Raw genomic sequence first — 4,101 nt, 5'->3', positions numbered from 1 at the left:
GACGAGCTTTATGGCGTGTTTCTTCACGGCAAGTGGGTTACGCACGCCCCTGTTTTCACGGAAAGGCAGATCGCCGAGATTTGGCTGATGACGCGAAAGCCACCGGATGGCTACAAGGGTGCGGTGATCAAAAACCTGAGAGCGGAAGCGAGGGAACTGCGAAAAAAAGCGGCGAGAGTGTTGGTGGATGCGGAACAAGAGTCAGCCAATCTGCTTGCAGCAAGGCATCTGGACGACGAGCTCTACGGCGTGTTTCATAAGGGCAAATTGGTTATAGATGCTCCTGTCTTCACGGAGAAGCAGACCGCCGAGATTTGGTTGCTGATGCAAAAGCGAAAGCCACAGCAAGGCTACAAGGGTGTGGTCATCAAGAGCTTGGCAGCAGAATGGAAGGAACGACGCAAAAAAGCGGCGAGAGTTTTGGTCAAAGCGGAGCAAGAGTCGGTCCATTTACTTGCAGTTGCGAAGCAGCTTGACGCAGTGCCAGTGCCGTTGCCGGGAACAAACTTTGTCGACGTCGAGTTGGAGAGGCCGCACGCCGCCAAAGGATCGTATAGCTCATTTGGGCGGGAGAAAAACACGTCTGCCGTATCCGGCGGTCTCCCTGGGTTGGGAAAGAAGCGGTGAGCAGTCACAGGGTGCGGTGACACAATGAAAAGCCATGCCGGAACGCGTACAACCGATGCGGACACTGGGTTAGCGCATGGCTGTTTTATTGTCGGCAAACGGAATTACTTAGACTGGCGCGCAGTTAGCTAGACACGAAAGTACGGAATTGATTGGATTTCCCGGAATCGGTCGTTGTCGAAGGGGACTCGACGTGCGCGGGCCAAGCGCGGGCGTTCCATGCAACATTCGGCTGATCGCCGACCGGGCGAGCAAGATGGAGAAATCGGAATCGATCGGACAGCCGGGAAGAGCGCGGATGCAACCGAACGCCGCGGCGAAGATACGCGAGGTATCATTGGCGCACGACACAGGGAGCGCGCAGCTATGTGGGTGATCGAAGTTGGCGACAGCCAGCCGCTGAGTTTTGGCAGAGACAGCACCGGCGCTCAATATGTGCGTGGTGGAGGCCGCACCACAAGAGCGTGGAACATTCCGACTCAGATTGGAGAGGCGCCCCGGCTTCACGCATCAGAAATCGGATGGCGAATCACAACAAACGACGCGTCTGAATACTCGGTTGACCTCTTCAAAACAGGAATTTTGGAGCGTGCACGAGCGGAACCCGATCAGGTTCACGGCATGATCCAGTTCTTCCCGAAGCGGGAGCCGACCGAAACGGATCTGGTAGCGGTGACTATCATCGTTCCGCATGTGCAGTTTGCAGACGTGAGAGACCTGTTTCAGCTTCTGCAGCTTTCCCGCGTGCCAGTATTGATCGACGTAGTCTTGTCATTCAGCGGGTTCCGAACACCCGAAAGCACCTTGAACGTTCCAACTTGGCAGCAGTTCTGCGCAGGCGCGCCATTCCCAATCAGCCAGTTCGGATTGGAGAGCCGGAAAGTCCCGAGTTGATTTTCACGGAAAGGGGTGGCTACGGCCGTTTGCATCTCTGCCATCTACGCAACTGGCCGAACTGAGCCGCTCCCCGTCTCGAACCCCATCGGCGCAGCGGGTCAGGCCGTCGCGGGCGCCGCCGCGCGACCAATCAGGTTGCCGGTTGCCAGCGACCGTCAACGAAGTTCCAGCAGCGGGAAGACCAACGGGTTAAATCCCGAGGCCTACTTAGAGCGAGAAACGAAGATGGTCTGGCCACGTTGGTTGAGCGCGCACGCCTGCTCGATCCGACAGGAAAATCTCGATCGGAGATATTGGCGCATCTAAGCGGTGCAGATCGCTCCGGGAAAATCCGCGGAACGTACAAGAGGGAGAGTCCTCTGGCACTCCACGATCGTTTTGTCGAAGGCCGTCGATTGAACGCATGGTCGACGACGCGTCAAGCTGCAGAGGCTATGGGGATAGCGCATTCCCGGCTGGTAGCGGCGTCAGAGGTTGCTTCATTACCGCAGGTGTTGGTGTTCATTAATTCTGCTAGCCATGTTCACCGCATTTGCTAGCGCAAGAAGGGCCGAAGCCCCCGCCAGATAAGGCTTAGAGGCCAGATTGCCGGTTCTGTCACCCGTTGCGTTTCAGCAACGGGTGAGCGGCAGGATGTCCGTTAATTTTGCTAGCGCGTTCGCCGTGTCCTTTAATTCTGCTAATGCGTTCGACGAAAGTTGATGAGGGGCGGCGATGGCGGATGCGAACGAGAGGAGCAGCCGCGTTGAGAAAGTGGCATCGGTGCTTCGACCATTGGGGCGAGGACCGCTCTCGCGAGAACAGGCAGTTCTCGCTGGGCAACTCCTCGGCGTGCACTGGACGACGGTGTATCGTCTGCGCCGGAGATTCCTGGCAGACCCCGTTGCGAGCTCCGTCGCTCCGTATCGCCGAGGCCCGTCACCGGACGGCGGTCGGTTGGGGGATGACGTCGATAAAGTGATCGACGAAATAGTGCATGTCTGGCTTCCGAGGCAACGACAACTGGCCCATCCTGCAACGGATCTTGTGCTGGAGGTTCGACGCAGATGTGCACTCGCTGGACTGCAACTGCCGAGTCGAACGACGATCGGACGGCGATGGGCGAGGCATCGTGAGTCGGATGCTGTAAAGCGCGCGGCGCTCCCCGACGCCCTGAAAGCGCCAGGGTCGCTTGTCGCAAAGTATCCCCTGGAGATCGTCCAGGTCGACCACACACAGGCGGATGTGCTTCTGGTGAGCGAGTACGACAGACGGGTGATCGGCCGTCCCTGGCTGACCATCGCTCTGGACGTTGCGACCAGGTGCGTGTTGAGTTTCTACGTGAGCATGGACCGTCCGGGGGCAGCAACGGTGGGTTTGCTCCTGACCAGAGCGGCACTATGCAAGGCGCCATGGCTCGCGAAGATTGAGGTGGACGCGGATTGGCCGATGCGCGGAATTCCAGAAGTCCTGCATCTCGACAATGCTGCCGAATTCAAAAGCAGGGCCCTTCGCAGCGGCTGCCGGGAATACGGCATCGACCTTATGTATCGTCCTGTAGGGCGTCCGCATTTCGGTGGCCATATAGAGCGCCTGAACCGGACTCTAATGGAAAGGGTGCGGGGCTTGCCGGGGGCGACCGGATCGTCTCCGAAAGGTCGCAAGGCGCGACAGTCCGAAAAGACGGCTGCGTTGACACTACGTGAGTTTGAGCAGTGGCTCGCGATCGAGGTCGCCAGACGATACCACCACGCCGCACATCACGGGCTGCTTGGCGCGACGCCAGCCGACATGTGGCGAATGCAGGCGCGTAGTGCCGATTCGCGACAATTGCCAGCAACTGGAGGCGCTGAGCTGCGGTTCCTGATTCGCTTCTTGCCTGCTGCGGAAGGGACAATACAGGCGTATGGACTGACGCTTTTCCATATTCGTTACTGGCATCCAATATTCGTTGCATGGCGCGAGACCCGGCGCACGGTAACTGTTCGGTACCATCCGGAGGACCTCTCGCGCGTGTTCGTGACCGCAGGAACCCGTGACTACCTCGAAGTCCAATACGCAGATATGCGGCGCGCGGCGATTTCGCTTTTCGAACAGCGAACCGCGCTAAAGGCCATCCGGTCGGAAGGACAGCACACCGTCTCTGAGGCGCTGATTTTCCGAACCGTAGAGGAGCAGCGGCGCGTAATCGCTAACGCCACGCGGACGACGGCCCGTGCACGTCGCCGGTCACGTAAAAAGTATGTCCCGTTGGAGGAGGTGCTCGAAAGAGTCGTGCAATTCAGGGGCGAGACATCGGAGCACGAGGTCGAGACGGTCGATTACGATGCGCCCGTTCAGGCGTTCGATGTCGAGCAATGGTGAGGTGGAAGATGAAAAATGGCACGCTCGCGCATTTGCTGCCGGCAGCCAGAAAGCAGGCCGAGTTGGGGAACGACGAACGCAATTTGGGCTTCTCCGCGACCGCTGGATCGACTACCCGCGCGCCACGCAAGCCTTGCAGCAACTTGAGCGTCTATACGAGACGCCTCGTCGCGACCGGACGCCGTGCCTGCTCTTGCATGGCGATTCAAATATTGGCCAGACAAAAATCACCGC

General features: G+C 58.6%; 4 protein-coding genes. All 4 read left to right on the top strand.

The genetic code is table 11. The annotated features are described in order from the left end of the window. The coding region (locus PQR02_RS39775) for a hypothetical protein (RefSeq protein WP_408243282.1) at positions 1 to 627 on the top strand (627 nt) is incomplete at its 5' end. Positions 628 to 993: 366 nt separating this feature from the next. Further along, positions 994 to 1,521 carry a hypothetical protein gene (locus PQR02_RS39770; protein WP_408243281.1) on the top strand — a complete coding sequence of 176 codons (528 nt, stop codon included), beginning with the start codon at positions 994 to 996 and terminating at the stop codon, positions 1,519 to 1,521. A 939-nt stretch (positions 1,522 to 2,460) separates the two neighbouring features. Continuing rightward, positions 2,461 to 3,867, top strand: coding sequence for a TnsB C-terminal domain-containing protein (locus PQR02_RS39765; protein ID WP_408243280.1), 1,407 nt, complete (start codon positions 2,461 to 2,463; stop codon positions 3,865 to 3,867). Continuing rightward, on the top strand, positions 3,851 to 4,101 hold a 251-nt coding region (locus PQR02_RS39760; protein ID WP_408243279.1), incomplete at its 3' end, for a TniB family NTP-binding protein. The genes PQR02_RS39765 and PQR02_RS39760, both read left to right, overlap by 17 nt.

The sequence above is a fragment of the Paraburkholderia sediminicola genome (assembly GCF_046026895.1).
Taxonomy (GTDB): Bacteria; Pseudomonadota; Gammaproteobacteria; order Burkholderiales; family Burkholderiaceae; genus Paraburkholderia; species Paraburkholderia sediminicola_C.
The sequence above is the reverse complement of the archived record's forward strand: the minus strand, read 5'-3'. Positions and strand labels throughout refer to the sequence as shown.

Excerpts from the sequence above, each read along its gene's own strand:
- PQR02_RS39770 (WP_408243281.1), top strand. The coding sequence starts at position 994 with ATGTGGGTGATCGAAGTTGGCGACAGCCAGCCGCTGAGTTTTGGCAGA.